At 45.4% G+C, this 1,890-nt stretch carries 1 protein-coding gene; it reads right to left on the bottom strand.

The window, feature by feature from the left end; translation table 11 throughout:
* A partial coding sequence (locus NAT51_RS19565) for a DUF6443 domain-containing protein (RefSeq protein ID WP_250601796.1) occupies positions 1-1,748 on the bottom strand: 1,748 nt, incomplete at its 3' end.
* Positions 1,749-1,890 lie beyond the last annotated feature (142 nt).

Below are 1,890 nucleotides of genomic sequence, written 5' to 3'. Positions count from 1 at the left end.
CGCCACTGCGTTTCTGAAATATTCCCATTGAACAAGGCTTTGCTGTTATCACTCGGATTGTTATACGTAATCTTGAAAGCAAACAAATCGTCTTTGCTGCCTAAATCGGTACTGATCAGTCCGTCTGTATCGTTAATCGATTTCAGCCAGCCACGGATGTTGTATTGATAATCCACGTTTTGCAATGCAGTATAAGACGTAGCACTTCCACCCACTTTTTTATCCTTTAACTGGCCCAGTTGATCATAGCTGTTGTCGGCCAACAGCTGCACATCGCCACCATCAACTTGGTGGGTATGCAATTTCAATCGGTCCTGATCGGTATAGGTGAACGTATCGGTCGTCAATATTTCAGTATCATTGCTGGTTCTCGTATGCCTTGTAATGGTATACAAGGTCTTGCCCATGAAGTCCAGCTTGCTGTCCACCTCCGTGTACCCTTCCAGATAGTTGTCGGTATGGTTACGGATGGGACGCATTTTCAGGTCATAAAAAATATACGAATAATCCCAGTAACCGTCATTTGGGCCTGTCAAAATTCGCACAAGTGTTCCTGTAGTTTGTCCTTTTACCTGGGTATTTACCGTCTGTCCTTCAATCTGTCCTGGTATCGTAAGCCCTGGATTGTAGTTGTCGTAATAATTCTTGCTCAGTACATCATTGCTCCCTAAGGTATACGGATTGCTCCCGCCGTTAATACTGGTTTGTTGTGTACTTCTTGCATTCGGGTCAATGGCAGTGGGTAGCCAACCCGTTTGCGTTGGTCTTCCGTACACATCATACTGGGTGACCATCACACCTTGTGTTCCCGTTCCCCATGGTGATAAAGCCGGTCCGGTCGCAACGGGGCGGTCCAGCAAGTCATACACGATGAATTCCCATTGCTTGCCAGGCAGTTTCTTCGATACCAAACGGTTGCGGTTGTCATACTGGTACTGATAACACAGTCCGTTAAGGGTGTTGTTGTCGTAAGCCGCATTGGCCAGTGGCGGGATCACATACGCCAGATTCCCGAACTGGTCGTACACATAATAGGTCTCGTGTGCCACATTAATGTTAAAGGTTCTTTTCAAGACCACTTTACCGGCTTTGTCTTTGAACTCCTGAGTAGTATGGTTGTTCCCGGATACCCAGTTTTCGTCTTTCGTTATCGTTAAATATAGTTCATTGGCCGCATAATTTGTGGTTTGGGTCAACGTATTGGTATACGCCAGTAACGTTTCGTTCAAGGTCGCTGTAGCCTTGAACAGTTTCACGGCGTTGGTTCCTGTGGCCTCATTAGTACCATACTCAAACTTGATTTCGTGATTGGAACCCATCTTCCAGGCTTCGCCCGGTGCGGCCTGTTTCAATACACGGTCCAGAGGTGAGGCTTCCAACAGTTTTTCACTGTACGGGTAAGCGGTGGTTTCCCCGTTGGCCGGAGTGGTATAATGCGTATTTTGGGCCGTAACGGCACTGCTTAAATAATCCAGTGTCGATACACCCGACACAAACGGTAAATAGTCTTTTACCGGTCTGCCGTAGGCATCATATTCGATGTGGGTCACGATGTTATGGCCCGTACCGCTCATCGCATTGTCCACTTTCTGAATGGGACGTCCCAATCCATCAAAATAGGTTACCGTAGTTTGTGGCAACGTACCGTTTTCCCCACGGTAGGTTGTCGCCTTGGTATAGTTCTGGTTGGTGCTTTGCGCTAAGGCAAATCCCGGTACCAACAATAGTAATAACAGTTTTTTCATCATAGAATGCAAACATAAGAGATAAATTCTTACAGGGCAATCAGGGTAAATACTGATTTTTTAATTTGGTTGATAATGATTTACAGTACCGCAAATTCGCAGATTTTTATTTTACTATTTTGGAATATTTAATTGTTATGTAGGC

Source organism: Flavobacterium amniphilum (assembly GCF_023634845.1).
GTDB lineage: Bacteria > Bacteroidota > Bacteroidia > Flavobacteriales > Flavobacteriaceae > Flavobacterium > Flavobacterium amniphilum.
The sequence above is the reverse complement of the archived record's forward strand: the minus strand, read 5'-3'. Positions and strand labels throughout refer to the sequence as shown.